Source organism: Massilia sp. PAMC28688, from assembly GCF_019443445.1.
Taxonomy (GTDB): domain Bacteria; phylum Pseudomonadota; class Gammaproteobacteria; order Burkholderiales; family Burkholderiaceae_D; genus Telluria_A.
In genome coordinates this window covers 4,688,071-4,712,289 of the sequence record NZ_CP080378.1, presented here as the reverse complement: position 1 = coordinate 4,712,289, position 24,219 = coordinate 4,688,071, and the positions used below count along the sequence as shown (strand labels likewise).

26 protein-coding genes are annotated in these 24,219 nt (G+C 58.7%); 19 read left to right on the top strand and 7 right to left on the bottom strand.

The genetic code is table 11. The features are described 5' to 3' along the window. Positions 1 to 31: 31 nt before the first annotated feature. Genes KY495_RS20980 through KY495_RS20970 form a run of 3 tightly spaced genes read right to left on the bottom strand, consistent with a single transcriptional unit; the run spans position 32 to position 2,101 of the window. Positions 32 to 769, bottom strand: coding sequence for an NRDE family protein (locus KY495_RS20980; RefSeq protein ID WP_219881233.1), 738 nt, complete (start codon positions 767 to 769; stop codon positions 32 to 34). After that, positions 760 to 1,035, bottom strand: a complete 276-nt coding sequence (locus KY495_RS20975; RefSeq protein ID WP_219881232.1) for a DUF4936 family protein — start codon at positions 1,033 to 1,035, stop codon at positions 760 to 762. The genes KY495_RS20980 and KY495_RS20975 overlap by 10 nt, the downstream gene beginning before the upstream one ends. A 1-nt stretch (position 1,036) precedes the next feature. Continuing rightward, positions 1,037 to 2,101: a folate-binding protein YgfZ gene (locus KY495_RS20970; protein WP_219881231.1), complete on the bottom strand. Its 1,065-nt coding sequence runs from the start codon at positions 2,099 to 2,101 to the stop codon at positions 1,037 to 1,039. Positions 2,102 to 2,204: 103 nt separating this feature from the next. Between KY495_RS20970 and mltG the strand changes: the two genes are divergently transcribed. From mltG to KY495_RS20910, 12 genes are all read left to right on the top strand, one after another. After that, positions 2,205 to 3,191: an endolytic transglycosylase MltG gene (gene mltG / locus KY495_RS20965; protein WP_219881230.1), complete on the top strand. Its 987-nt coding sequence runs from the start codon at positions 2,205 to 2,207 to the stop codon at positions 3,189 to 3,191. After that, on the top strand, positions 3,188 to 3,823 hold the full coding sequence (tmk, locus tag KY495_RS20960; protein WP_219881229.1) for a dTMP kinase: 636 nt from the start codon (positions 3,188 to 3,190) through the stop codon (positions 3,821 to 3,823). The genes mltG and tmk overlap by 4 nt, the downstream gene beginning before the upstream one ends. A 51-nt stretch (positions 3,824 to 3,874) precedes the next feature. Next, the gene (locus tag KY495_RS20955; protein WP_219881228.1) at positions 3,875 to 4,909 is read left to right on the top strand and encodes a DNA polymerase III subunit delta'; all 1,035 of its coding nucleotides are present in this window, start codon (positions 3,875 to 3,877) and stop codon (positions 4,907 to 4,909) included. Positions 4,910 to 4,919: 10 nt separating this feature from the next. Continuing rightward, positions 4,920 to 5,297 carry a PilZ domain-containing protein gene (locus KY495_RS20950; RefSeq protein WP_219881227.1) on the top strand — a complete coding sequence of 126 codons (378 nt, stop codon included), beginning with the start codon at positions 4,920 to 4,922 and terminating at the stop codon, positions 5,295 to 5,297. A gap of 25 nt (positions 5,298 to 5,322) precedes the next feature. After that, positions 5,323 to 5,841 carry a GNAT family N-acetyltransferase gene (locus KY495_RS20945; protein ID WP_219881226.1) on the top strand — a complete coding sequence of 173 codons (519 nt, stop codon included), beginning with the start codon at positions 5,323 to 5,325 and terminating at the stop codon, positions 5,839 to 5,841. Between the two features lie 16 nt (positions 5,842 to 5,857). Beyond that, positions 5,858 to 6,658 (top strand): TatD family hydrolase, encoded by an 801-nt coding sequence (locus tag KY495_RS20940; RefSeq protein WP_219881225.1) that lies wholly within the window; start codon positions 5,858 to 5,860, stop codon positions 6,656 to 6,658. After that, a complete protein-coding gene (locus tag KY495_RS20935) occupies positions 6,645 to 7,283 on the top strand; it encodes an ankyrin repeat domain-containing protein (RefSeq protein ID WP_219881224.1) in 639 nt (212 codons plus the stop codon). Before KY495_RS20940 ends, KY495_RS20935 begins: the two co-directional genes overlap by 14 nt. A 129-nt stretch (positions 7,284 to 7,412) precedes the next feature. Continuing rightward, positions 7,413 to 8,330: a methyltransferase domain-containing protein gene (locus KY495_RS20930; protein WP_219881223.1), complete on the top strand. Its 918-nt coding sequence runs from the start codon at positions 7,413 to 7,415 to the stop codon at positions 8,328 to 8,330. Positions 8,331 to 8,362: 32 nt separating this feature from the next. Further along, positions 8,363 to 8,611, top strand: a complete 249-nt coding sequence (locus KY495_RS20925) for a hypothetical protein (RefSeq protein ID WP_219881222.1) — start codon at positions 8,363 to 8,365, stop codon at positions 8,609 to 8,611. Between the two features lie 126 nt (positions 8,612 to 8,737). After that, complete coding sequence (locus KY495_RS20920; protein WP_219881221.1) at positions 8,738 to 8,938, top strand: hypothetical protein; 201 nt, start codon at positions 8,738 to 8,740, stop codon at positions 8,936 to 8,938. A 102-nt stretch (positions 8,939 to 9,040) separates the two neighbouring features. Next, entirely contained in the window at positions 9,041 to 9,265 is a 225-nt protein-coding gene (locus tag KY495_RS20915; protein ID WP_219881220.1) for a DUF6139 family protein, read from the top strand. 1 nt (position 9,266) lies between these two features. Further along, complete coding sequence (locus KY495_RS20910; protein ID WP_219881219.1) at positions 9,267 to 10,082, top strand: M48 family metallopeptidase; 816 nt, start codon at positions 9,267 to 9,269, stop codon at positions 10,080 to 10,082. On the opposite strand, the gene KY495_RS20905 is transcribed toward KY495_RS20910, so the two are convergent. After that, a complete protein-coding gene (locus KY495_RS20905; RefSeq protein ID WP_229518400.1) occupies positions 10,036 to 10,560 on the bottom strand; it encodes an arsinothricin resistance N-acetyltransferase ArsN1 family B in 525 nt (174 codons plus the stop codon). The two genes, KY495_RS20910 and KY495_RS20905, sit on opposite strands and share 47 nt — an antisense overlap. Before the next feature lie 175 nt (positions 10,561 to 10,735). On the opposite strand from KY495_RS20905, the gene KY495_RS20900 reads away from it, so the two are divergent. Beyond that, positions 10,736 to 12,937, top strand: coding sequence for an OsmC domain/YcaO domain-containing protein (locus tag KY495_RS20900; RefSeq protein WP_219881217.1), 2,202 nt, complete (start codon positions 10,736 to 10,738; stop codon positions 12,935 to 12,937). A gap of 440 nt (positions 12,938 to 13,377) precedes the next feature. Here the strand turns inward: KY495_RS20900 and KY495_RS20895 are convergent, their stop codons facing one another. Continuing rightward, on the bottom strand, positions 13,378 to 14,526 hold the full coding sequence (locus KY495_RS20895; RefSeq protein ID WP_219881216.1) for an AAA family ATPase: 1,149 nt from the start codon (positions 14,524 to 14,526) through the stop codon (positions 13,378 to 13,380). 429 nt (positions 14,527 to 14,955) lie between these two features. Here KY495_RS20895 and KY495_RS20890 point away from each other — a divergent pair, with 429 nt between their 5' ends. The 4 genes from KY495_RS20890 to KY495_RS20875 all read left to right on the top strand — a co-directional run bounded on the left by KY495_RS20890 (position 14,956) and on the right by KY495_RS20875 (position 19,717). Continuing rightward, positions 14,956 to 15,786, top strand: a complete 831-nt coding sequence (locus KY495_RS20890) for a hypothetical protein (protein WP_219881215.1) — start codon at positions 14,956 to 14,958, stop codon at positions 15,784 to 15,786. Beyond that, a complete protein-coding gene (locus KY495_RS20885; RefSeq protein ID WP_219881214.1) occupies positions 15,783 to 17,033 on the top strand; it encodes a tyrosine-type recombinase/integrase in 1,251 nt (416 codons plus the stop codon). Before KY495_RS20890 ends, KY495_RS20885 begins: the two co-directional genes overlap by 4 nt. A gap of 252 nt (positions 17,034 to 17,285) precedes the next feature. Next, complete coding sequence (locus tag KY495_RS20880; protein WP_219881213.1) at positions 17,286 to 18,299, top strand: CBASS cGAMP-activated phospholipase; 1,014 nt, start codon at positions 17,286 to 17,288, stop codon at positions 18,297 to 18,299. Positions 18,300 to 18,301: 2 nt separating this feature from the next. Continuing rightward, on the top strand, positions 18,302 to 19,717 hold the full coding sequence (locus KY495_RS20875; protein WP_219881212.1) for a cyclic GMP-AMP synthase DncV-like nucleotidyltransferase: 1,416 nt from the start codon (positions 18,302 to 18,304) through the stop codon (positions 19,715 to 19,717). 384 nt (positions 19,718 to 20,101) lie between these two features. On the opposite strand, the gene KY495_RS20870 is transcribed toward KY495_RS20875, so the two are convergent. Further along, positions 20,102 to 21,160 carry a cation transporter gene (locus KY495_RS20870; RefSeq protein WP_229518399.1) on the bottom strand — a complete coding sequence of 353 codons (1,059 nt, stop codon included), beginning with the start codon at positions 21,158 to 21,160 and terminating at the stop codon, positions 20,102 to 20,104. A gap of 79 nt (positions 21,161 to 21,239) precedes the next feature. Next, the gene (locus tag KY495_RS20865) at positions 21,240 to 21,641 is read right to left on the bottom strand and encodes a helix-turn-helix domain-containing protein (protein ID WP_219881211.1); all 402 of its coding nucleotides are present in this window, start codon (positions 21,639 to 21,641) and stop codon (positions 21,240 to 21,242) included. A 69-nt stretch (positions 21,642 to 21,710) separates the two neighbouring features. Here KY495_RS20865 and KY495_RS20860 point away from each other — a divergent pair, with 69 nt between their 5' ends. Together KY495_RS20860 and KY495_RS20855 are read left to right on the top strand one after the other, a co-directional pair. Beyond that, positions 21,711 to 22,958 carry a TolC family protein gene (locus KY495_RS20860; RefSeq protein ID WP_219881210.1) on the top strand — a complete coding sequence of 416 codons (1,248 nt, stop codon included), beginning with the start codon at positions 21,711 to 21,713 and terminating at the stop codon, positions 22,956 to 22,958. 2 nt (positions 22,959 to 22,960) lie between these two features. After that, the gene (locus tag KY495_RS20855) at positions 22,961 to 24,211 is read left to right on the top strand and encodes an efflux RND transporter periplasmic adaptor subunit (RefSeq protein ID WP_219881209.1); all 1,251 of its coding nucleotides are present in this window, start codon (positions 22,961 to 22,963) and stop codon (positions 24,209 to 24,211) included. Positions 24,212 to 24,219: the final 8 nt, after the last annotated feature.

Here is a 24,219-nt window from a genome sequence, read left to right as displayed (position 1 = left end):
GTCACGCTGATCGCGGCGCGGGTTCGGCACCTTATTGCAGTACCCGCTCATGCAGCTCGGCAGGAGCGTCGTTGTACAGCTTGACCACGGTGGACGTGCGGGTGCCGTAACCGGCCGTTTCGATGCACACTGCCGACAGCACCCGTTCAAGGTCACGCTCGATGCCGGTGTCGGGCAGGCGCAGGTCGGAGGCGCGGGTGGTGTCGGCAAGCATTTCAAAGAAGGCGTCATCGGGCGCGCCCTGGCACAGCAGGCTGGCAAACTGCGCCTTCGTGCGCAGCACCTTGGGCCAGGGAGAATCGAGCAGGCTGTTGGAAATGCCGTAGATGCCCGGCGCCAGTTCCTTGCCATTGCGCGGGTCTTGCGCGCCGCGGTTGGAGAACCAGAACATCCGTTCACGGTCGCCCAGCACCAGGTTGAACCCATTGTAGGCATCGGCGCCTGGGGCGATCCGGGCAATGTAATCTTCCGCGCTCAGGTCGCCGGCAAGGAAATCGGCAACCAGCGCACCGCGGGACGGCGCATCAAGGCGCCGTTCCTGGGGGCCCCGGATATTGGTCAGCGCCGCGAAGCGAGGTCCGTTCGCCCCTTGCTGGCTGATGCCCATCCAGCTGCCGCCGCCCTGCAAATCGCGGCCGCCAAAAATATGCGGGTAGTCCGGCCAGGCGCCGGCCGGCGCGGCAGGCCGGTCATAGAATTCGTCGCGGTTGGCGGCCGCCACCAGGGGCGCGCCAGGCATCACGTGCCAGGCAAAAACGATCAGGCACATGGGGCTAGGTCCGTGAAAATTTCGGTGTGGCGTGGGCCATCGGTCAGTTCCAGCAGGCCTGCTTGTGCCACAGCCTGTTCCAGCATGGCGGAAAACTGCGGCCCGGTTGCGGTGTAGATTTCCATCCAGGTCTGCTTGCCGTCGGCAGATCCGGGGCGCCGCTTGACGTTCCCGCTACCGAGCGCTGCCTGCATGGCCCGTACGCGTGGGGCGAGCAGGGCGGCGTGCTCGTCACGCACGCGGTAATAGATATACAGGTCGTCCATGCTACAGGTCGAGTGCGTCCAGCGGGTAGGGCATGGGCTGGAAGCGCAGGGGGGCGCCGTCTGCCGAGCCAAGGCGAATATCGCCCTGGTCGAGCGCGGCCAGTTTCATTTCGACCAGCACATCGCTGCCGCTGCCACTGCCATTCGGCGCGGCGTTGACCACCATGCCACAGGGCTGGCCGGGATCGCTGACATCAAATACTTCGTCGCCCGCCTGGGCAGAAGCGGCGTCAATACTGGCGATGGCCGTGCGGCGCTTCAGTTTGCCCAGGTACTGGCTGCGCGCGACAATCTCCTGGCCGGGATAGCAGCCCTTCTTGAAGTTGACGCCGCCCAGCAGCTCGAAATTGATCATCTGCGGCACAAACTGTTCCTGCGTCTTGAGGGTGACTTGCGGAACCCCGGCGTGGATGCTGGAGAGCTGCCATGCATCATTGCCCGCCGGGGTGAGTGCCGTGCTTAGCGCAGGCCAGGCGGCCATGGCAGCCTGTTCCGACGTGATCCACTGAAAACGCGGTGCGCCAAACGCATCCGGCAGGCGGATCAGCGTGCCGGACGCATGATCGATCTTGGCAAAGGGTGCCGCGGGCAGGGCGCCAAACTGCTGTTCCAGTACGGCCGCCGCCCGCACGCCGCCAAAGCCCAGCACCACTTGGGTGGCGCTATTGCCCGTGGCATCGGATAATGCGGCCTTGGCGCGCATGACAAACATGGAAAGGCGCTTTTGCAGGGGCGCCTGGATGGCGCGCGGCAGCTGCAGGTAAATGGTGCCGGCGCTGTTCCACATGAGGAAGGTCGCCTGCAGTCGCCCCTTTGGCGTGCAATAGCCGGCCAGGCGGGCTTCCTGCTCGCCGAGCTGCTTGACGTCATTGGTGAGCTGGCTGTGCAGGAAGCTGGCTGCATCGTCGCCGGTCACGGCAATGAGTCCCTGGTCGTCGATGACGGCAACAAAGCCCTCGGCCAGCTCAGCGGGCGCGAGGGTGCGCCCGAAATCGAGCACATGTGCCGGCTCTGTGGCACTATGACGCGCAGCTTGCGATGAGAGAAATTCTTTCCAGTTCGTCATAAATTTTCAATAATTGTATGGTTTAAAGCTTTATCATTACGGGCTCATTATAGAGATGTCGAGACAATCGCGCCGGACACCGCGCAAAACCAAGAAGTCAAGCATGCGACTGATAAAAAAACTGATTTACCTGGCCATCGTCTGTGCGATTGCTGGCATGGTGGCTTTCATTTTCTGGGCCAAGAATCCGATTACCGAATCGGGTGAGCCCATTCCATTTACCGTCACGCCGGGCAGTGGCGTGGGCCTGGCCTCGCAGCAGATTGCCAGGGCCGGCGTGCCGGTGCAGCCATTCCTGTTTTCAATGCTGGCGCGCGTGACGCAGAACGCCGGCAAGATCAAGGCCGGCAGTTATGAACTCAAACCGGGCACCACCCCGCGCCAGCTGATCAACCAACTGGTGCGCGGCGAATTTGCCCAGGAATCGCTGACCATCATTGAAGGCTGGACCTTCAAGCAAATGCGCGCTGCCATCGCCGCCAGAAAAAGCCTGAATCAGGATACGGCCCAGCTGTCCGACCAGGAATTGATGAGCAAGATTTCGACCGAATACAAGTCGCCGGAAGGGCTGTTTTTCCCCGATACCTACCTGTTTGCCAAGAATACAAGCGACCTGCAGATTTACAAGCAGGCGCACGCGCTCATGCTCACCCGCCTCAATGCGGCGTGGGAAAAGCGCGATGCCAGCCTGCCTTACAAGACGCCATATGAAGCCTTGATCATGGCTTCCATTGTGGAAAAGGAAACCGGCCAGAAATCGGAGCGGGCCATGATTGCCGGGGTGTTCGTCAACCGCCTGCGCCTGAACATGATGCTGCAGACCGACCCTACCGTTATCTACGGCATGGGTGACAGCTACGCCGGCAATATCCGCAAGAAGGACCTGGAAACCGATACGCCCTACAATACCTATACGCGGGTAGGCTTGCCGCCCACCCCGATTGCCCTGCCTGGCGCCCAGTCGCTGGCGGCAGCCCTGGGGCCGGCCAAGACGGAAGCACTGTACTTTGTGTCCCGCGGTGACGGCAGCAGTCAATTTTCAACCAATCTGCCGGACCATAACAAGGCCGTGAACCAGTACCAGCGATGAAGAACAGTCCTATTGACAGCGGTACCACGGGCAAGTTCATCAGCTTCGAAGGCATTGACGGAGCCGGCAAGTCGACGCATATTGGTTTTGTGACCAGCTGGCTCGAGAATCACGGCAAGACGGTGGTGTCATCGCGCGAGCCCGGCGGCACGGCCGTGGGCGAAAAATTGCGCGAGCTGCTCCTGCATGAAAAGATGCACCTGGAAACGGAAGCCCTGCTCATGTTTGCCAGCCGCCGCGAGCATATCGCGCAGGTCATCGCGCCCGCCCTGGCACGCGGCGACTGGGTGCTGTCAGACCGTTTTACGGACGCCAGCTTCGCCTACCAGGGTGGCGGGCGCGGCCTCGACCTTGCCAAGATGGAAGCGCTGGAGCAATGGGTGCACCCCCATCTGCAGCCTGACCTGACGCTGCTGTTCGACGTCCCGCTCGACGTCGCCCGCGCGCGGCTCGACGCCACCCGCACCTTGGACAAGTTCGAGCAGGAGCAGGCCGACTTCTTTGCCGCCTGCCGCAATGAATATCTGCGCCGCGCGGCTCAGTTTCCTGAACGAATTGTCGTTATCGATTCAAGCCAGTCGATCGATGCCATCCGGGCCCGGCTGACTGCCATTGTTGAGAAACTGCTTTAACTTCATGGCTGCATATATCACTTCAGGTTCACCTCGCAAGTCATTGAATTCATGAGCACTTCCATTTATCCATGGCAGGAAGCATCGTGGCAGCGCCTGCAGCTGCTGCGCGAGCGCATGCCGCACGCGATCCTGTTCCATGGCGCCGCCGGCACCGGCAAGGCTGACTTCATCGAGCGCTTTGCCCAGTCGCTGTTATGTGAAAACGTGCGCGCCGATGGCCACGCCTGTGACGCCTGCATCTCTTGCGGCTGGTTCAGCCAGCAGAATCATCCGGACTACCGCCGCGTGCGCCCGGAGGCACTGGAGGACGAGCCCCCCGAGGGTGAAGAGGGCACGGACGCCGATACCGGCAAGAAAGCCAAGTCCACCAAGACGCCTTCCAAAGAAATCAAGATCGAACAGATCCGGGCCTTGGCCGACTTCATGAACATTTCCACGCACCGGCAGGGCTTGCGCGTGGTGGTGCTGTATCCGGCCGAAGCGCTCAACACGCCGGCGTCCAACGCCTTGCTCAAGACACTGGAAGAGCCGCCCCCAGGCACGGTGTTCCTGCTTTCGTCCAATGGCCTGGACCGGCTGCTGCCCACCATCTTGTCGCGCTGCCGCAAGTTTGCCTTGCCCATGCCCGACCACGCCCAGGCCAGCGCCTGGCTCAACGAGCAAGGTCTCAAGGATGCCGACAGCTGGCTGCGCGAGCAGGGTGGCGCCCCGCTGGCCGCGCTGGCCCAGTCGGAAGTGGGCAATCGTGACGAAATGGACACCTTGCTGCAACTGCTGGCCAACCCCACGGTGGACGGAGCGTTGAAAACAGCCGACAAATTGAGCAAAGTGCCCCTCAGTTTGCTGGTTTCTTACCAGCAACGCTGGCTTTACGACGTTTTTTCCTACAAACTGTCGGGGAGCATCAGATATTTCCCCCGCTATCAAAAGGAACTTGCCGCGCTCGCCGCGAAAGTGCACACTTCCAGCTTGATGCGGGCAATCAAAAGCGCCAACGAGCGCCGCGCGACAGCGGATCATCCCCTGTCGCCCAAATTGTTTGTGGAAGATATGCTGCTTGATTACACTGCATGCTGTACCTGAAAGGAAATAGATGAACGGCAAACCAGCAGATCCGAACCTTGCGCAGCCCGCGCGGCCGTCGGTACTGTCGCTCGCCATCAAGGAAAAGGCGGCGCTGTACGCCGCCTACATGCCATTCCTGAAGAACGGCGGCATGTTCGTGCCGAGTAATAAGCCGTACAAGCTGGGCGACGAGATCTATCTCATCCTTGCCCTCATGGACGATCCCAATAAATATCCGATTGCAGGCAAGGTGGCGTGGATCACGCCTGCCGGCGCCAACAACAACAAGGCGCAGGGTATCGGCGTGCATTTCCCGGACGACGAAACGGGCCACCGCGCCAAGCTGCGCATTGAAGAAATCCTGGGCGCGGCATTGCGCTCTTCGCGCGCCACGCACACGCTGTAAGCCTTTTCCCTTTTTTCATCGAGATATGCCGTCTTACACCCATCGCGTCGCCCGTCAGCAAGATCTGCCCGTCATTGTCGAGATTTACAATTCCACCATTGCCTCGCGCGAAGTCACTGCCGACACCGAGCCGGTATCGGTCGCCTCGCGCCAGCAATGGTTTGATGACCATGACCCGGAGCGCCGCCCGCTGTGGGTCATCCATGCCAGCGACGATACGGCGGCCGACCCTGAAGTCATCGGCTGGATGTCGTACTCCAACTTTTACGGGCGGCCGGCCTATTCCGGCACGGCGGAGCTGTCGATTTATATCGCAGAGGCGTGGCGCGGCAAGGGCATGGGCCGCTATTGCCTGGAGCAGGGCATTGCCCACGCCCCGGCGATCAAGGTCCACACCTTGCTGGGATTCATTTTTGGACACAATGCGCCCAGCCTTGGTCTGTTCAAGGCTTACGGTTTCGATACCTGGGCCAATTTCCCGCGCGTGGCCAACCTCGATGGCATCGAGCGCGACTTGATTATCCTCGGCAAGCGGGTCGCCTAGCGGCTACAATTGTGGGATGTATATCGATTCCCACTGCCACATCAACTTCCCCGAGCTTGCCGCCAGGATGCCCGAGGTCCTGGCCAAGATGGCTGAAAACAAGGTCACACACGCCCTGTGCGTGTCGGTCGACTTGCCAGACTTTCCACAGGTGCTTGCGCTGGCGGAGCAATATCCTCACATCTATGCGTCAGTCGGCGTGCACCCTGATTATGTGGACACGCCCGAGCCGAGCGTCGAGCAGCTGGTGGCGCTGGCCGACCATCCCAAGATCATTGCCATTGGCGAAACCGGCCTCGACTATTTCCGCCTCGAAGGCGACCTGGAGTGGCAACGCGAGCGCTTCCGCACTCACATCAAGACTTCAAGAATCACGCGCAAGCCCTTGATTATTCACACAAGAGCGGCCAGCGAAGACACCATCCGCCTGATGCAGGAAGAAGGGGCCGGCACCGACAAGGGTGGCGTGGCCGGCGTCATGCATTGCTTCACCGAATCGCTGGAAGTGGCGGAAGCGGCCCTCGCCATGGGTTTTTACATCTCGTTTTCAGGCATCGTCACCTTCAAGAGCGCACGCGACCTGCAAGCCGTGGCCAGGGTGGTGCCGCTCGAGCGCATGCTGATCGAAACAGATTCCCCTTATCTCGCGCCCATGCCCCACCGGGGCAAGATGAACGAGCCGGGTTTCGTCAAGCACGTGGCCGAGTATATTGCCGACCTCAAGGGCGTGCCGCTGGCCCAGGTTGCCCAACAGACGTCCGACAATTTCTTCAATCTTTTCAATGTCGTACACGAACAAGCTCATGAAAAAGCTTAAGTCTGTACTGATAGCAGCGTGCCTCGCCTTGCCCTCGGCACAGGCCGACCAGGCGCGCGACATGGTGGTATCGGCGCAGATGGACAACGCCTCCAACATCCGGCGCCTGATCGGCAAGGGCGGCAGTCCCAACACGGTCGACCCCACGACAGGGGAAACGCTGCTGATGATCGCGCTGCGCGAAGAGGCCAACAAGGTCGTCGGCGAATTGCTGGCGCAGCCCAATATTGACCTGGAGCAGAAGGCCCCCAACGGCAACACTGCCCTGATGCTGGCCGCGTTCAAACGCAACAAGCCCGCCGTGGTGGCCATGATCGCCAAGGGCGCCATCGTCACCCGCCCGGGCTGGACGGCGCTGCACTACGCCGCTGCCAGCGGCGACACGGGCATCGCCGCGATCTTGCTCGAACACTCGGCGTACATTGATGCCGAGTCGCCCAGCAAGCTCACGCCCCTGATGATTGCCGGCCGCGAAGGGCACGCGGCAGTGGCGCAACTGCTGCTGCGCGAAGGCGCCGATGCCACGCTCACCAACAATGAACGCCTGACGGCCCAGCAAATCGCTCTGCGCGCCGGCCACACCGAGATTGCCGGCATCATTGCCAGGCACCTCGCGGCGCGCTGACGTTACTGCCATGAGTTCCTTAAGCGGCGAACTGGCATGGAAAGAGGTATTTCCTTAGGGAATCGATTCGTGCTTGGATTGATGATAATAGGGCTGTCTGACTGACCACTGCGCCTAAAGGAAATCACCATGTTGAACGAACGCGAGATCGAAAGCTGCTACCTGGGACAATTTATCCCTGTCCATTACCATCACAACATGTTGATGGACCAGAACCGCATGCACGGTTTCAAGTCTGCGATCAACTATGCCGTCAAGCCGGGCGCCAGGGTGCTGGAGTTGGGTGGCGGCACCGGCGTCCTATCCTGGTTTGCGGCAGGCAAGGCATCCAAGGTCTACTGCGTGGAATTTAATCCCGACATGGTCGCAGCGGCGCGCAAGATGCTCTCCATGAATCCGAACGGCCACAAGGTCGAGGTGGTGCACGCCGATGCCTTTGAATACCTGCCGCCAGAGCCGGTTGACGTCGTGATTTGCGAAATGATCCATGTGGCCATGGTGCGTGAAAAGCAGGTGGAAATGATGGAATCGTTCAAGCGCCGCTACCTGGCCCGTTTTGGCGGCCCGCTGCCCCTGTTCTTGCCGGAAGCGGTGATCATGGCGGTGCAGCCGCTGCAGCAGGATTACGATTTTGAAGGGTTTTACGCCCCCATCGTCCAGTTCCAGGCGACCAACGTCCAAATGCCTGGCACGGTGGAACTCGCTCCCGCGGCCGTGTACAGCATTCTCGACTTCAGCCAGCCCAATGACACGCTCATTTCCTGGGAAGGGCAGATGCGCATCGAAAAAGCCGGCTGCGTCAATGCCATGCGCTTTGTCACCAAGAATATTCTGGCGGTGGTGCCGGAAGAAAACAGCACCATCGACTGGCTCAACCATTACATGTCACTGCCAATCGCCAACCCGGTACAGGTCAAGGCGGGCGACGTGCTGCAGGTATCGTTCCAGTACCGTACGGGCGGCTCCATCCCCGCGCTGGAAGCGGCCTTGCGGGTGTCGGTGGTGGGCGAAAAAGCCGCAACCGCCCAGATGGCAGCCTACGCCTGATCGATTAAAATAGAGGTTTTGAAGGCTTTACCATGGACACCATCGACCAGCGCTACCTTGTGCAGCAAAATAAACTCAGCGACGAGGGCAGCAAGCCGCCCGTGTTTGCCAAGGTGATGCGCAGCAAGGAAGGCAAGTTCGAAGGTGTCTCGTTCATCAAGAACAAGGAAAAGGCCACCATCATGACGGTGGCCGAGGCCGAGGAAGCCATTGCCTGGGCCACCGCGCGCAAACCGAATGCGCGCGAATACGCGACCAAGATCATTTGCGTCGGGCAGTAACTCCCCCGTTTATCCCGCATTTCGCTACGCCGGTCGGCGCTAGATGCAGCCGGTCGCATGGACATTGCCCGGGCGCCGCGGCGCCACTACAGTAAGCCATCTTTCACGTACTTACTGGAGCCTGCGATGTTGAGTTTCCTGCTGTGGCTGGTCTTGCTGGTTGTGTGCTGGCCCCTGGCGCTGCTGGCCTTGCTGCTCTATCCCCTGGTGTGGCTGGTGCTGCTGCCGTTCCGTCTGCTGGGCATTGCCGTGGGAGGCGTCTTTGAATTCCTGCGCGCCATCGTCATGCTGCCGGCCCGCGTGCTGGGCGGCAACCCGGGGCGCTGAGCGGCCTGGCGGGGCGCCCGAGTGGATCTAAGTGGGGCATCTAACAGACGAGGGGAAGGGGCCACCTTACAGTGGGACTCCCAAACGTCAACAGGATTCATCATGCGCCTTGATATCTACCGCCGAGCCGAGAGCGACGGCAAGTTTTCCTATCTCGCAGTGCCCGAAGACCGCGACATTCCTAACGAAGCGACCAATACCGATTGGCAAGTGGAGGCGAGGGCGCTGGAAGTGGAAGACCAGGCTGACCAGATTCCCGATTACGACATCGAGCACCTTTCCGAGCAGATTGCGGAAAAGGGTTACGCCGTTACGGCCCTGCACTGACATGGCCGCGCCATTGTGGAACAGGCTTGGGGCTGCGGGAGCCGCACTGACGCTGGCTGCCTGCGCCTCCACCACCAGCCCCGGGGCGGTCGACGTGGACCGGCGCCAGCTGCTCATCGTCCCGGCCGCCACGGTCGAACAGATGGCGCTGATCAGCTTTAACGAGCAAAACGAGAAGGCACGCGCCGCAGGCAAGCTGGTCACCCAGGGCCCCGAACTGGAACGGCTGCGCCGCATTGCGGCCCGCCTGATTCGGCAGGCGCCGGCCTTCCGGTCTGACGCGTCGAGCTGGAACTGGGAAACCGTGCTGATCGATTCGCCGGCCCTGAACGCGTCGGTCGCGCCGGGCGGCAAGATTACCGTGTACACCGGGCTGATCCGCCAGCTCCGGCTGACCGACGACGAGATTGCCATGGTGATGGGCCACGAAATTGCCCATGCGCTGCGCGAGCACGGGCGTGAACGCATTTCCCAGGCGGCGGCCCAAAACGTGCTCACCTCGGTGGCACTGGGCGCCATGCAATCGCGGGAAGCGCAGGTAAAGATGGCAGGCCAGTTTGCCGATATCCTGTACAACCTGCCCAATTCGCGCAAGGCCGAAATTGAAGCCGACAAGATCGGACTCGAACTGGCGGCCCGTGCCGGATTCGATCCGCAGGCATCGGTCAGCGTGTGGCAAAAGATGAGTCAGGCAAATGAAAGGGGAGGGCCACCAGAATTCCTCTCGACCCATCCGGCCAACGACAGCCGCATTGCCGAGCTGCGCGAGCTTATTCCGGCGGTAATGCCGCTGTATCGGGCTGCGCCGAAAGCTTGAGCTGCCAGTAACCCACGTCAATCCAGCGGCCAAACTTGAAGCCGACTTCCTCAAACAGCGCTACCTTCACGAAACCCATGCGTTCGTGAAGGGCGACGCTGGCGGGATTGGGCTGGGCAATGCCGCCTATGACAAGGTGCACGCCTGAGTCACGCAGCTGGGCCATCAGCGCCGTGTACAGCGCGCATCCAATTCCCTTGCGCGCGACATTGTTGGCCACATACACCGAACTTTCGACCGAAAAGCGATAGGCATGGCGCACACGCCACTTGGTCGCGTAGGCATAACCCACAATCTCACCACCCTCCGTTGCCACGATCCAGGGCAGGCCGCTATCGCGCACCGCTTCAATGCGCGCGCGCATGTCTGCCTCGGTAACGACAGACTCTTCAAAACTGATCGTCGTGTTGAGGACGTAATGGTTGTAGATGACGACGATTGCCGGGGCATCGTCAGCAGTGGCGTCACGCAGATCCAAGGCGTTCCTTTTATGAAGATCCGCGTCACAGTAGCGGATGCAGCAGTGCCTTGTCAACGTTGCCATATCCCTCGAACAGGGGCGCGGGTAAGCAGAGGAGGGGATCAATCCTTGGCGGCACGCCAAATAAAGGATAATAGCGGCTACATCATCGACGCATCAATCTGGAACCCTCATGGAAATTAAGGTCAACTTTCTCGACAAGCTTCGTCTGGAAGCGAAATTCGACGATTTCACGGTCATTGCCGACCAGCCCATCCGCTACAAGGGCGACGGCTCGGCGCCTGGCCCGTTCGACTATTTCCTCGCGTCGTCGGCCTTGTGCGCTGCCTATTTCGTGAAGCTGTATTGCGATACCCGCAATATCTCGACTGAAAACATCCGCCTGTCGCAAAACAATATCGTCGATCCTGAAAATCGCTATCAGCAGATATTCAAGATCCAGGTGGAGCTGCCGGCCGATATTTCAGACAAGGACCGCCAGGGCATCCTGCGTTCGATTGACCGCTGCACCGTGAAGAAAGTTGTGCAATGCGGTCCCGAATTCGTGATTGAAGAAGTCGACAATCTCGACGCCGATGCGCAGGCGCTCTTGCGCCTTGAAACCGGGTCCGATTCGGCTACCTATATTGTCGGCAAAGACCTCCCACTTGAGCAGACCATAGCCAACATGTCATCGGTGCTGGCGCGTCTGGGCATCAAGATTGAAATCGCATCGTGGCGCAATATCGTTCCCAACGTATGGTCGCTGCATATCCGCGACGCCCATTCCCCGATGTGCTTCACCAACGGCAAGGGCGCCACCAAGGAAAGCGCATTGGCCTCGGCCCTGGGCGAGTATATCGAGCGGATCAACTGCAACCATTTCTACGCCGGCGCCTACTGGGGCGAGGACATTGCGACGGCGCCGTTCGTGCATTACCCGGACGAGCGCTGGTTCAAGCCGGGCCCGAAAGATGCGCTGCCAGCCGAGATTCTCGATGACTATTGCATCGATATTTACAATCCGGATGGCGAGTTACTGGGAACGCATCTGTATGACACCAACTCCGGCAATATGGATCGCGGCATTTGTTCATTGCCGTTCGTGCGCCAGTCCGACGGCCAGGTGGTCTATTTCCCGTCCAATCTGGTGGAAAATCTTTACGGCAGCAACGGCATGAGCGCCGGGAACACGCTCGCCGAAGCGCAGGTGCAGTGCCTGTCCGAGATTTTTGAAAGGGCGGTCAAGCGCGAAATTATCGAAAGCGAAGTCGCCTTGCCAGATGTGCCGCAGGAAGTGCTGGCCAAATATCCTGGCATCGTGGCCGGCATCAATGGGCTGGAAGAGCAAGGATTTCCGGTGCTGGTGAAGGATGCGTCGCTCGGCGGCCAGTATCCTGTAATGTGCGTCACGCTCATGAATCCCCGTACCGGCGGCGTGTTTGCATCGTTTGGCGCGCATCCGAGCCTGGAAGTGGCGCTGGAACGCAGTTTGACGGAATTACTGCAAGGGCGCAGTTTTGAAGGCCTCAACGACCTGCCGCCGCCAACGTTTGTAAGTCACGCAGTCACCGAGCCGAATAACTTTGTCGAGCACTTCATCGATTCCAGCGGCGTCATCTCATGGCGCTTTTTCAGTGCAAAGGCCGACTACGACTTCGTTGAATGGGATTTTTCAGGCCAGGGCGAAAGCTCCAATGCCGATGAAGCAGCAACCCTGTTTGGCATTCTGGCAGAGATGGAGAAAGAGGCTTATGTGGCGGTCTACCAGCATCTGGGCGCCACGGCGTGCAGGATTGTGGTGCCCGGTTACTCCGAAGTCTATCCCATCGAGGATCTGGTATGGGACAACACCAACAAGGCGCTGCTGTTCCGCGCGGACATCCTCAACCTGCATCAGCTCGATGATGCAGGGCTTTCAGCACTGCTGGAACGGCTGGAAAACAGCGAACTCGATGAATACTCCGATATTGCGACGCTAATCGGCATTGAGTTCGATGAGAACACAGTATGGGGCCAGCTGACGGTGCTGGAATTGAAATTGCTGATCCAGCTTGCCCTGAAGTCATTTGAAGGCGCACAGGATCTTGTAGGCGCATTCCTGCAGTACAACGACAACACGGTAGAACGCCGGTTGTTTTACCAGGCAATGCAGGTCGTGCTCGAAGTCGTGCTCGACGACGATATGGAGCTTGACGATTACGTCGTCAATTTCCGTCGGATGTTCGGCAATGAGCGGATGGATGCCGTACTCGGATGCGTGGACGGCAGCGTGCGTTTCCATGGTCTCACGCCGACAAGCATGAAACTCGAAGGGCTGGACCGGCACCAGCGGCTGATCGACAGCTACCGAAAGCTGCATGTGGCGCGGGCGGCAGCGACTGCATCAAGCTAAAGACTTGCCGGCGAATTCGTGGACAAGGGGATTAGCGAATTTGCCTGGCGTGAAAACTCGCCTTTGCCTACTACCAGATTGCACGGTTCGCATAATTTATATTATGTAAAATAGTGTTATTTCTCGGGCAGCAGAGATCAGCAACGCCGTCCGGTGAAGCAAAAGTACCCTGTGGGCTGAAGCGAAATTGACAATAGCCGAATGTATTGAAGCGAAAGTGCCCACAATCCGACTATTTTGGCCGAGCTCCATCCGAGTGCCTCTCTATGGGCGACGTCAATATCCGGCATTTTTGACGGCATGCGTATCAACTGAATCGAGCGGCGCTGAATCCAATCGAATGGCTTTTTTTGGTGAGGCGCTGCCCGTTTCCAGGCCCAGCGCTTCCGCACCACGGTTTAGGTAGCACGGGCGAACGGTTTGCGATATTTAGGGTTGATTTACCCGTACGATCGTAGGAATGAACGTTGAAAATTTTGGCTGTTCACCCAGCCTGATTGTAAGACTGCAGCTCTCCAGAATTCCTCATCTAGGACGAGATCTGCACAGTCCAGCTCCGCACCATTGATTAGCGCACACTCCACTGCGCGCAAGAAATATAGAATTTGCACCTCCGTCTCATCGCCGCCATCGCCCTCCTCGAGAAATACACGCCAGAGCGCAGCAGCATGCGTCTTCAAACGTAGCCCGTTTTGATATGCTTGAGGCAAGAAAAATTGTGTGAAGGACCAATTAGAGCCGCTTGGAAAACAGGTCGTGTCGATCGCGTTTAGGCTGTGTTCAATATCGATTGCTGAGCGCAGGCCGCGGAGTTCAAATTCAACAGCGCCGAATGAAGGTTCTATAGGAGTAACGGGGCCAGAGCCGATTGGAAACAGAGTCTCGTCGAACGCGTCCAGGCTGGTTTCGATATCACTTACTGAGTGCAGGCCGCTGAATTGAAATTCATCGACAGCGATCGAAGTTGGAGCAATTTCGGAGGAGAAAGAAGCCAGCTTTTCATTCAGTCCGTGCACGCTCCCCTGTTCAACCAGAAACACAAATAACCGTATCGCCTTATTTTTGAGTTCATCCTTTACTCGGCGCAATTTATCATCGGCCGAAGTGGTCAGGAAATGCGCGTCATCGATCCACAGAACAATCGTTCGTTGCCCCGTGCGATCGGCAAAGTCCTCCAGAGACTTCTGAAGCATACCGCCGTTTTTAATAAAAATTGGCCCAACTGGCTCTCCATCTCTGGAAAAAGTGGTAAAAGTTCCGACACCTAGTCCTGACACGCTGGATGCGCTGGCGCTAACCCTTGCGAATCCGACTTCGGGAAACTGCTGACCCAGGTGTTGGCTAACCCATCGCGTTGCGTGAGTCTTTCCCGACCCGGGCGGCGAAGAAATGACAGCCCCTTCAACCCCTGTATCGATCCATGCGGTAACGCATGCAGTCAATTCCTCCAACATCACGGTGGGGCAGTGGTAGATGCCCATGGAAACGGGGTGGTCTCCAATACTGCAGGGGCGATCCGGGGTGTCTCTACCCGGCCACTGAGAACCGGCCTGTTCTTTGTCGGCGCTTATATTTTCTGGTTTTTGCATCTTCGTCTCCTGATGATGGTTTCGTTTCTGACGTTAACTGCAAGAGTAAATTCCGCTGCATTCCGATACCTTTCGAAGGGTACTCTGGCCTACGCCGGTTGTCACCAAGCTTCCTTAGACTTTCCTGTCAACTGGCCAGGGCACAGGCAGCCGCCGTAGATATTTCCAGCCATTTTCGATCGCCTCAGTGCGCGGGTCATACAAAACACTATAAGTTGACGTATTCCGCACACGAACCACTATAGCTAGTGCTTCCGTATGTCCAAGGTGATTTTTCGTGCGCAAGGAATTTCGTCGTAATGCCGCTATGCACTGGTTTTACAACGCGTTATGCAATGTCGTGGAACTGAACTCCCCTCCCCAACTATAGTTTACTTAGTGTGCGCTAAGTAAACTACCGTATTTTGACAGGTACAAATAACCGTGTTAATGTACCTGTCACCAATCGACCAAATTGAATTCATGGCCAGGCCCTCCTTTTCCCTTTCCGACGACGAAGCACGCCAGCTGGTCCGCGAACTGGGCGGCGTCGAGGCGCGCTGCCCGGTCAACCCACGCGACCACCGCCGCTACGTGCGCGAGTTCATCCGTCTCATCCATAAGATCACAGGCAAAACCTACAGCCCGGCAATCTATCGCAGGCTGCTGTCGGCCTACGCGCCGCAGCGCAAACCGTCCACCGCCACACTCTCGCTTGAAAGAGAACGTTTCGTGAAGGAGCTCGAAGCGGCGCCAGCCACCATTGGCGCGGATTCGAACACGGCGCCTTCCGGTCATGGCGGCAACCTTCTGATGGAAATCCGGCAGGCGCTCGAGGATCTGGCTGCCTTGCGGGCGCCGCGAGGCGCGTCGCAGGCGGACAGCTACCTGCAGGCCCAATGCGATTTTTTGCAGCAGCGGCTTTCGCACAGCGAGAAACAACTTGCCCAAGCCAAGGATGGCGCCCATCAGGTCGAAGCGCAGCGCCAAATCCTGGCGGCGCAGGCACTGCACGACCGCGAACAGATCGATATGCTGCGCGCCGCCGGCGCCGCCATGACCGCCGAGCTTGCAAAGCTGAGCGTTGCAATTGACGATGCGCGCCAGTTCGCCCTGCTCGCCATCGACGAGGCCCGTGGTGAAACGCGGGCCTGGAAAGAGCGCTGCGCCGCGGCCGAGGCGCAGTACAAGGAACAACTGTCGCTGACCGAAACGTTCCGGCGCCTGGCGTATCGCCAGGGTGCCGACATCCCCCCTGCCCTCGAACGCAAACCGACATGAATGTTTTTACCGACAACCTGGATGGCCAGGAACTGATGCTTTCCCGGCCGCAGGACGGCCACGCTCTCGGCCCGGTGGCCGACGACTGGGAGGCGGCCGAAGTCTGGCTGGCTGCGGTCGGACGCAAGTCCGGCAACGGCTCGACCGCCACGCGCGACACCTACGGATATCACCTGGCGAAATTGCGCTGGTACTGCGAGAATGTGGGCCGCGTGACGCCCTCGCGGTGGAGCATGCAGGATGTCGAGGACTTCTATAGATTCCTGGAAGATGTGCCGGACGACGGCCTGTGCGCCATGGGCGCCGGCCGCTACGCGTTGCCGGGCGAATCTGGGTACACGCCGTTTCGCAAGCGCCCCGCCAAGAGCAGCCAGTCCGACATCCAGCGCTTCGTGCACGCGCTGCTGAAAGCCTGGCACAGCATGGGCTACATCCGCATAAATCCGATGGCGCTGACAGGAACCATGAGCGCGCGCAAGATCAACGTCGAACGGTCAATCAGCGAGGCAGTCTTCGACATCGTGCTCAGCACGCTGTCCAGCAGCGACGTCATTTCCTTCTCAGAGCGACAGCGTCAGCTGCGCGATGTGTTCATTCTGACCGCGTTCAGGGAACTGGGCCTGCGCGCCAGCGAACTGGTTGGCGCGAAAATGGGGGCGTTCTACCAGCTCACCGACCCGGCGACGAGAAACCGGTACTGGATTTTTTTGGTGACGGCGGAAACGGGGAAAGGCGCCAAGGAGCGCCGCGTTCCGGTGACGCGCGCCCTGCTCGCCAGCCTGATGGTCTATCGCCAGGCGTTCGGCCTGCCCGCCCTGCCCGCGCACGGTGACGATACGCCCTTGCTGCTCTCGTCACGAACAAAGGTGGTGCACATCGGCGACAAGAAGATCAAGCATGTGAGCGACAGGCGCTTCTTCGGCGCTTGGCATGCGATTGGAACCAGGCAGGGACTCTACAAGATCGTGAAGGAACGGCTTGCTCTGGCCCAAAGCTTCCTGGTTGCCTCCGGCAAGTTGGAGCTCGCCGCTGAACTGGAGAAAGCTTCACCGCACTGGCTGCGCCATACGTTCGCCAAGGCCGCCTTACTCAAAGGGCAATCGATGCGGGAAGTGGCGAGCCTACTTGGTCACGCCAGTGTCGACACGACCATGATCTACACCGACCAGGATGCGCTCGATTTGGTACGTGCTCTAGAGCGTACATCCCCCGAGACGATCGCCGTGGAGCAGTCGATCCCTTCCTAGTTTGCACATTTACCTGATACGAAGGGACTTGGCTGCGTAGAGACTGCTGCGCAGCTACCTGCTTCCACTGCTTCCCCGCGGCCGACGCATGCTTGTCGGACGCCGTGCACGAACCTGAGACTTCGCGATCGCCCATCAATATGTCCCTCTCCTCTTGCCGGACTATCAAAGCTGAATTTGCCGGTATCGCCGAAAAAATATATGCGGAGAAATACTGGTGTATATTTGAACATTTAATTTTAGTGGCGATCTATGGCAGATGATTCCCAAGTATGGCCTGACAAGCAGCAGTTTCACGCATTAGCACTTACTGGTGGAGGTTATCGGGGCCTGTTCACGGCCCAAGCACTTGCGAGTATTGAAGAAGCCACCGGGCAGCCAATCGGTCGAAGCTTCGATCTCATCTGTGGAACGTCCATCGGTGGAATAGTGGCTGTCGCCGCAGCGTTTGAGATTCCTATGGCGAAGGTTGTCGAGGTATTCGAATCACGGGGGCCGTTGATCTTTCCTGCCGATCGCCGGGCCCCGGACGATGGATTCTTTAAGAAAATTGACCTGGCAAGGCACTTGGGTAAGCCACGATACGAAAGTTCGCCTCTGCGCGCCGCTGTAGAGGCACTGATACCGTCGGGTACGCTTCTCGGCGATGCAATTCATCCTGTAGCAATCCCAGCCGTCAATCTTACGCAAGGAAGTCCGCAAGTCTTTAAAACACGGCACAAGGCAGAGTGGCAGCGCGACAGCAAGTTGAAGGTTGTCGATGTTGCGCTCGCGACCTCAGCGGCCCCCACCTTCTTCGAGTTGGCCGAAATCGGGGGCGACCGTTACGCCGATGGAGGACTGTTTGCGAACGCTCCGGACCAGATCGCTCTTCATGAGGCTGAACATTATTTCGGTGTGCCTTCCAGCTCCGTACACATTTTAAGCATCGGGACCACAACGCGGTCTTATTCAGTCGCCCATTCCGCCGGCCGCGACTTTGGTATCGCCACATGGATGGACGACGCACGCCTACTTTCCGTCATGATTTCAGCACAGCAGCAGTTCGTGGGACAGGTGATTGCCCATCGCCTCGGTGAGCGCTACCTTCGGATCGATCGCGAACCCTCGCATGAACAGGCGGCAGAACTCGGGCTCGATATCGCAACAGAAAGTGCGCGCTCGACGCTCATTAGCCTGGCCAAAAAGGCCGTCACCGACATCGTGAACACGACATTGCCGCCCTTTCTCGCCCATACACCTTACTTGCGTATCATTAAAAATTAATCATGGCCAAAGCTGCGCATCTTTTCAGCGGAAACGCGCCCGACTCACTCATCAACCGCGTGACCCCTACCGCTGAGCAGCGCGAGTTCCTGCAGCAGCAGTGGAACGCTATGCGTGACTATGTGTGTCCCAAGCTACAAGAGGAATCTGGCTATCCGATTTCCACATGGCTTCAAGGATCGTATAAGTACGGCACGCTGATCCGGCCCGTTCACATTAATGAGGAATACGATGTCGATGTCGGCATCTACTTCCAGTGGGAGAAGAAAGACGGCGAAGCATTCCCAGCTCCGGAGCAGCTTCGCACATGGGTTCAGACCGAACTGGTTGGCTATGCGGACGAGTGTAGTGATGTCCGCAAAATTGAGGACCCCGCAAAAGAGCGATGCTCAAGAGCCGTGTATAACATGCGATTTCACATCGACACGCCGGTCTACCATCTCGACCCGTCCACCGACGCGCGGGAGCTCGCCACTTTGAGTAACGCCTGGGAAAAAAGTGATCCCAAACCCATATACAAATGGTTTAAGGATGCCGCATCGGGAAGCGCGCGGGAGCAGCTGCGCAGGCTCATCCGGTACCTGAAGGGATGGGCCGCTGTCGCTTTCGTGGAGACGCCTGAGTCCCGGCCGTCTTCCATCCTGCTAACGGTGGTAGTAACCCAGGCATATCAAGAGGGATGGGGAGACCGCCTGTTTGCGCTTTGCGACGACGAAGACGCCTTGGTGGATGTTGTCGTCCGTATTCACAAGCGGCTCTTCGCGTCACGAGAAGTGCGCAATCCAGTAGACGATAACGAAGACCTCAACCGAATGCCTGCCGGCGCTTGGGATGCATTCCTTAGCAACCTGCAATCCCTTGACGATGCGGCTGCCCGTGCCGTCGATGCTGCCGATGAAGCGGCAGCCGCTCTGATTTGGTCTGAGCCATTTTCCTTTCTTATGCCCTTGCCAGAAGTCGAAGCTGTGGAAGTGCAAGAAGAAGCCTCGGGCCGGGCGGTCATGCAAATCCCCGATGTGGTAATCACTGTCTACCTCGGCGACAGCAAAGTGGCCCACGCAACGTACGAGAATGAAGTCCCTAACGTCGGCAAGGATTGTTGGCTGGATTTCCGGATAAAGAACGCGCACATCATTCCGGACTATGCGACAGTCGAGTGGACGGTTCGCAACGCAGGCCAGGAGGCCGACGGCATCGGCGACCTCGGACATCGGCAAATGGGGATGCGATTGCTAAGCGTGCGCGAACACACCTCATACATCGGCAAGCATTTTATGGATTGCGTTGTGCGGCTTAACGGGCAAGTCTATGCCGTGCGACGAGTGCCTGTCCATATCAAGAATATTCTAAGAGCCGAGCGGAACCCGCCCAAGCCGGCCTATACAAAATTCATCAGCCGGTTGCGGCGCCGCCGCTAGTTTTCTTTGATCGCGCACCGAGGTGCGCAGCGGCGACAAGAAGATCAGGCTTGTCAAAGACGGGGTTTTTCGGCGCATGGCACGCGATCAGAACCAAGCAGGTGTCTTCTACAAGCTCGTCAAAAACCGGCTCTCTATTGAGGGTCGGCCGGGATTCGTGTAAAAATACCCAAATCATCTTGTAACCGCTTGATTTTGTGGGGGTATTTCTTATGCTCTCACACAGTGAATCTTTCGGTTGCCAAAGGAAGCTTTGTCGACTCATTGGCCATCGCTGTCCCGTTCCGTATCCCCCTGCTCTGCCAGACGATTGCGTAACGCTGAAATAATCTCATGCTGCGATGCCAGGGTCGCTTGCCGTGGCGTAGCTAGGCGCCCCATTTATTATAACTTTAGAATTCGACGCGCCCCATTTAATACGATGATGCCGATGACCGTGCCAATCACTAAATCAGGATAATGGGAGCCAGTCCAGGCTACGAGTGCCCCCGCCACAATCACTCCGATGTTCGCAATGACGTCATTGGCGGAGAATATATAGCTTGCCTTCATATGGGCGCCGCGATCACGCTTCTTTGCGATCAACACCAGGCACGCCACATTGGCGGCCAGCGCGACTGCGCCGACGCCCATCATCAAGCTGGATTCCGGCTCGCTGCCGAGTAAAGTGCGCCGTACGACTTCTCCAAGTGCCCCGAGCGCAAGCGCCATCTGCAGCCAACCAGCAAAATGAGCTGCGCGCGTCTTGAGCGATGCGGCGCGGCCCACGGCATACAACGCAAGGCCATATACAGCTGCGTCGGCGAACATATCCAGTGAATCGGCTACCAAGCCCGCCGATTGAGCAATAAGACCCCACACCAATTCAACTACAAACATGGCGGCATTGATCGCGAGGAGCAAGCGAAGGACTTTCGCCTCCGACTGGTTCCCCGCCTTGTCAGCGTCGGCACCATCTTCGGGGACTGCTGCTGCCGCACTGATCATATACGCACCAAACTGCAAGGGAATGAGCTTCGACAGGATGGGATCGATGGTGCCGGTATGGGTCACGTGGAGCTGTCGCTGTGCGATATCGAAGTTGAGCGACTTGATATCTTCTATATCGGAGAGCGCCATGCGGATCATGTTCTCTTCTGACGGGCAATCCATTTTGGGAATCCCCAGGGTGCTGGTCGTGCGTGTTGCTTGGGCGGCTGCAGGGCGTGACTGGCGCAGTTCGACGCCCAGTCCCAAAGGCAGCAGCGCATCGACTAGAGCCTCCGGCGCACCGCGATGAAACACGGTTACCGTGCGAGTGTTCAGGTCGACCGCCATGCGGTCAATATCTGGGACGCTCCCCAAGGCCATCTTGATCAAATTCTCTTCGGATGGGCAGTCCATCTTGGACACGAATAAATCGGTTTCCAAGGCAACGGGAGCGGAAGATGGATCTGGCGTCATGGCGATAGACTTTCGAGTTGAATTCGCTCAGCTTAAAGCTTCAAGCAGCTTTAACGTCAAGCACTGTACACGTTGACTATTAGCGAGGTGTCAGGGCATCGATAATGCGGCAATCGGCGACCAGGCCGCCCCTGCAGGAGGTCAAGAGACCAGCTAGTCGGTCCTTCAATAAGAGTAAATCGGCAATCTTTTGTTCCACTGCAGCAAGATGCTCCTCGGTCAGCGCCGTTACCGTACAGCAGTCGCCATTCTCTTGGTCAGAAAAAAATAGCAGGCTCCGCACCTGGTCAATCGTAAAACCGATGTCGCGTGCACGCCGTACAAAGGTAAGACGGTCGAGGTCGTCATTCCCATACTGCCGATAATTGCTCCCTGTGCGGGACGGCGACGCGAGCAGTCCTATTTTTTCGTAGTAGCGAATCGTGGCAGCCGGTATCTCGGCTGCACTGGCCAGTTGGCCAATCGTAAAAGTAGTTGACATGGCGCTTGACCTTAAAGTGACATTAAGGTTTATAAAGACTCTTTGCCATCCCGTCAAGCCATGGAACCTATGCGTATCCGGATTTCTGTCTTCATTATTGCCACTTTGCTGGCTACGACCGCTGTTGCCCAATCGGCCGTCGAAAATGGTACTGCCCTCACATTGAGGGAAGCTGTGGCGAAGGCGCAGCTTCAGGCTCCCGCTCTCCAGGGGGCGGATGCTGCCGTGCGTGCAGCCGAGGCCAACGTGCAGCTATCCGGCCTGCGGCCGAACCCGACGCTGTCGTTAGAGGCTGAGAACGTAATGGGTTCAGGCCGCTACACCGGTTTGGGCGGCGGTGAAAAGACGGCCTCGTTTTCGATCCCCTTGGAACTGGGCGGTAAGCGTCAGGCCAGGGTGGGCGTGGCGCGGGCCGAACGTACTGCTGCTGGGATTGGCGCCAGAGCGGCCCAAGCCGACCTGACGCTGCAGGTAACCGAGGCTTTCGTTAGTCTGGCCGCAAGCGAGCGGCACGCGCAGATAGCGAAAACGAGTCACGCGTTGGCCGAGCGCGCCTTCCACGCGGCACGAGAACGGGTGCGGGCCGGTAAGGCATCCCCAATCGAAGAGCAGCGCGCGGACGTCCTGCGTATTAATACGGAAGTCCGCCTGGGCAAAGCAGTGCGCGCAGCCGAGTTGGCTCAGTCCAATGTGGTACGGCTGACGGGCGTTGCGAAGCCATTTACGATTGCATCGCCCTGGTTTGAGCATGTCGAACATATCGAGACACCCGCCGGGTCTGGCGCGGGACTGGCAATTGTGGCGGCAGAGACCGAGGTCGACGCTGCCTACGCCCGCATTATCGCGGCCAGGAGTGATCGCATTCCCGACGTTACACTGACCGCCGGAATGCGCCGCTATGGAGAAACGTCCGATAAGGCCGCTGTTCTCGGGCTGTCAATCCCCCTTCCACTGTTCAATCCAGGCACGGCAGCTGTATCCCGATCGCGGGCCGAATATGATCGAGCGGTGGCCGCCCGCCGTGCCGCTGGGTTGGCATTTGAACAGTCCATGGAGCAGGCAAACGCCGAGGTTGCTGATGCAGCAGCAGCTGCGCGCGCGGCGAACGGTCCCGCCTTGGCCGCTGCTGAGGAAGCGGCACGCATCGCACGGCTTGGCTACCGCGAAGGCAAATTCCCCCAACTCGAATTGATCGAGGCCGAGCGTTCGTTGGCTGAAACCCGCCAGCAGTCTGTAGATGCGCTGACGGCATTGCACACTGCACGTGCACGGCTGGCGCGGCTACAAGGTTCCAACTCTCCAATCTACAAGGACTGACCATGCAAGCGGTATATCGATCTGGCCTATGCGCCGCCATCATTCTGTTGAGCGCGTGCTCCCCCAAGCCTGAAACGGCAAAGCCAAAAGAATCGGTCGTGGCACAGAGCGACGATAAGAAAAACGATAAGGACGCGAAGGAAGAGAAAACGGAAGCCAAGTCCGAGGCCAAGAGCGAGGCTAAGGAGAGCGGCGGAAGCGAAGAGAAAGAAGGTGGGTCGGAGGGCAAGGAAGATTTTGTCACTATTTCTGATCAGCAGATTCGAGCCGCTGGAATTGACGTTGCGCCGGTACGACAATCCTTTGCTGGCGCCATTGAGGCCCCGGCTGTGATCGCCGCCGATCCCAAGCAGGCGGCCGTTGTGTCCAGTTCGGTCGGCGGCCGGGTGGTCGAAGTGAGGCGCAATCTGGGTGAAGCGGTCGGTCGCGGCGACGTGCTTGCTGTCATCGAAAGCCGCGACATTGCCCAGCTGCGCGCCGACATCGAGATTGCAAGACGCCAATATGAACTGGGCCAGGCAACTTTCAAGCGGGAAGAACGCCTGTACGGCGAAAAAGTTACATCCCGCCAGGAGTTTGAAGTGGCCCGTACCGCGGCGCAAGAGGCAGGAACGCGCTTGCGCTTGGCTGAGCAGCAATTGTCAGCCGCAGGCGGCGCGGGCGGGGGGCAGCTGAACCGCCTGATGTTGCGCTCGCCCATCAAGGGAAATGTTACAGCCCGGCAGATTGCGCTTGGCGACATTGTCGAACCGAACGCGCATTTGTTCGAGATCGCCAATCTCGACAAGCTGTCCGTCGAGCTGTCCCTATCGCCCGATGACGCGGCGCGCGTGGCAGTTGGCGCGACCGTTGATGTCTCGACGGATGGTCGTACCGGATCCGCCCGGATCACCAGTATGTCGCGAATTCTGGATCCAACAACGCGTCAAGTGCGCGCAATCGCGATGCTGCCCAATGAGCGCGGTACCTGGCGCATCGGAGAAACCGCGCGCGCCTCGATCGCTCTTTCGGGCAAGGCCGATGGTGGCCAGCTTGCAATCCCACGCACTGCGGTACAAACCGTCGAGGACAAGCCAAGCGTGTTTGTTCGCGCGAAAGATGGGTTCGCGATCAAGCATGTCGTCCTGGGGGCTGCAGCAGCTGGCTACGTGAAGATATTGTCGGGCATGGAAGGAAATGAACAGATTGCCGTGAGCAATACATATCTTTTGAAAGCCGAACACGGCAAAGGTGAGGCTGGCGACGATGACTAATTTCCTCA

Excerpts from the sequence above, each read along its gene's own strand:
- KY495_RS20970 (WP_219881231.1), bottom strand. The coding sequence starts at position 2,101 with ATGACGAACTGGAAAGAATTTCTCTCATCGCAAGCTGCGCGTCATAGT.
- KY495_RS20980 (WP_219881233.1), bottom strand. The coding sequence starts at position 769 with ATGTGCCTGATCGTTTTTGCCTGGCACGTGATGCCTGGCGCGCCCCTG.
- KY495_RS20895 (WP_219881216.1), bottom strand. The coding sequence starts at position 14,526 with ATGCAAAAACCAGAAAATATAAGCGCCGACAAAGAACAGGCCGGTTCT.
- KY495_RS20955 (WP_219881228.1), top strand. The coding sequence starts at position 3,875 with ATGAGCACTTCCATTTATCCATGGCAGGAAGCATCGTGGCAGCGCCTG.
- tmk (WP_219881229.1), top strand. The coding sequence starts at position 3,188 with ATGAAGAACAGTCCTATTGACAGCGGTACCACGGGCAAGTTCATCAGC.
- KY495_RS20890 (WP_219881215.1), top strand. The coding sequence starts at position 14,956 with ATGTACCTGTCACCAATCGACCAAATTGAATTCATGGCCAGGCCCTCC.
- KY495_RS20975 (WP_219881232.1), bottom strand. The coding sequence starts at position 1,035 with ATGGACGACCTGTATATCTATTACCGCGTGCGTGACGAGCACGCCGCC.
- KY495_RS20925 (WP_219881222.1), top strand. The coding sequence starts at position 8,363 with ATGGACACCATCGACCAGCGCTACCTTGTGCAGCAAAATAAACTCAGC.
- KY495_RS20920 (WP_219881221.1), top strand. The coding sequence starts at position 8,738 with ATGTTGAGTTTCCTGCTGTGGCTGGTCTTGCTGGTTGTGTGCTGGCCC.
- mltG (WP_219881230.1), top strand. The coding sequence starts at position 2,205 with ATGCGACTGATAAAAAAACTGATTTACCTGGCCATCGTCTGTGCGATT.
- KY495_RS20900 (WP_219881217.1), top strand. The coding sequence starts at position 10,736 with ATGGAAATTAAGGTCAACTTTCTCGACAAGCTTCGTCTGGAAGCGAAA.
- KY495_RS20885 (WP_219881214.1), top strand. The coding sequence starts at position 15,783 with ATGAATGTTTTTACCGACAACCTGGATGGCCAGGAACTGATGCTTTCC.
- KY495_RS20855 (WP_219881209.1), top strand. The coding sequence starts at position 22,961 with ATGCAAGCGGTATATCGATCTGGCCTATGCGCCGCCATCATTCTGTTG.
- KY495_RS20915 (WP_219881220.1), top strand. The coding sequence starts at position 9,041 with ATGCGCCTTGATATCTACCGCCGAGCCGAGAGCGACGGCAAGTTTTCC.
- KY495_RS20870 (WP_229518399.1), bottom strand. The coding sequence starts at position 21,160 with ATGACGCCAGATCCATCTTCCGCTCCCGTTGCCTTGGAAACCGATTTA.
- KY495_RS20950 (WP_219881227.1), top strand. The coding sequence starts at position 4,920 with ATGAACGGCAAACCAGCAGATCCGAACCTTGCGCAGCCCGCGCGGCCG.
- KY495_RS20880 (WP_219881213.1), top strand. The coding sequence starts at position 17,286 with ATGGCAGATGATTCCCAAGTATGGCCTGACAAGCAGCAGTTTCACGCA.
- KY495_RS20940 (WP_219881225.1), top strand. The coding sequence starts at position 5,858 with ATGTATATCGATTCCCACTGCCACATCAACTTCCCCGAGCTTGCCGCC.
- KY495_RS20875 (WP_219881212.1), top strand. The coding sequence starts at position 18,302 with ATGGCCAAAGCTGCGCATCTTTTCAGCGGAAACGCGCCCGACTCACTC.
- KY495_RS20860 (WP_219881210.1), top strand. The coding sequence starts at position 21,711 with ATGCGTATCCGGATTTCTGTCTTCATTATTGCCACTTTGCTGGCTACG.
- KY495_RS20945 (WP_219881226.1), top strand. The coding sequence starts at position 5,323 with ATGCCGTCTTACACCCATCGCGTCGCCCGTCAGCAAGATCTGCCCGTC.
- KY495_RS20865 (WP_219881211.1), bottom strand. The coding sequence starts at position 21,641 with ATGTCAACTACTTTTACGATTGGCCAACTGGCCAGTGCAGCCGAGATA.
- KY495_RS20935 (WP_219881224.1), top strand. The coding sequence starts at position 6,645 with ATGAAAAAGCTTAAGTCTGTACTGATAGCAGCGTGCCTCGCCTTGCCC.
- KY495_RS20930 (WP_219881223.1), top strand. The coding sequence starts at position 7,413 with ATGTTGAACGAACGCGAGATCGAAAGCTGCTACCTGGGACAATTTATC.
- KY495_RS20910 (WP_219881219.1), top strand. The coding sequence starts at position 9,267 with ATGGCCGCGCCATTGTGGAACAGGCTTGGGGCTGCGGGAGCCGCACTG.